Below are 466 nucleotides of genomic sequence, written 5' to 3' on the forward strand. Positions count from 1 at the left end.
TTTCAATCCTCTGCTCTACCGACTGAGCTATCGAGGCAAAAGAATGGTGCCGACTACCGGAATCGAACTGGTGACCTACTGATTACAAGTCAGTTGCTCTACCTACTGAGCTAAGTCGGCACACTTTATTCTTTTTAGAAGAGATGAACTCTTCGTTTTAAGAATCTCATTTATATGAAATTCTTGAAGTTGGCTCCTCCTACTGGACTCGAACCAGTGACCTGCGGATTAACAGTCCGTCGCTCTACCAACTGAGCTAAGGAGGAACTATTCTGTTTTGTGTCTTGCCAATGATTTAAATTAAGCAAGCGCACCAAATATGGTGCCTCGAGGCGGAATCGAACCACCGACACGAGGATTTTCAATCCTCTGCTCTACCGACTGAGCTATCGAGGCAAAAGAATGGTGCCGACTACCGGAATCGAACTGGTGACCTACTGATTACAAGTCAGTTGCTCTACCTACT

3 tRNA genes are annotated in these 466 nt (G+C 45.5%); all 3 read right to left on the reverse strand.

From position 1 onward, the window contains the following. Nucleotides 1–44: 44 nt before the first annotated feature. Nucleotides 45–120, reverse strand: a tRNA-Thr gene (locus R2S67_RS22840). Nucleotides 121–190: 70 nt separating this feature from the next. Then, nucleotides 191–266: transfer RNA gene (locus R2S67_RS22845), tRNA-Asn, on the reverse strand. Nucleotides 267–320: 54 nt separating this feature from the next. Next, a tRNA-Phe gene (locus tag R2S67_RS22850) sits at nt 321–396 on the reverse strand. Nucleotides 397–466: the final 70 nt, after the last annotated feature.

Origin of the sequence: Vibrio sp. T13N, from assembly GCF_032970445.1 — a bacterium.
Taxonomy (GTDB): Bacteria; Pseudomonadota; Gammaproteobacteria; order Enterobacterales; family Vibrionaceae; genus Vibrio; species Vibrio diabolicus.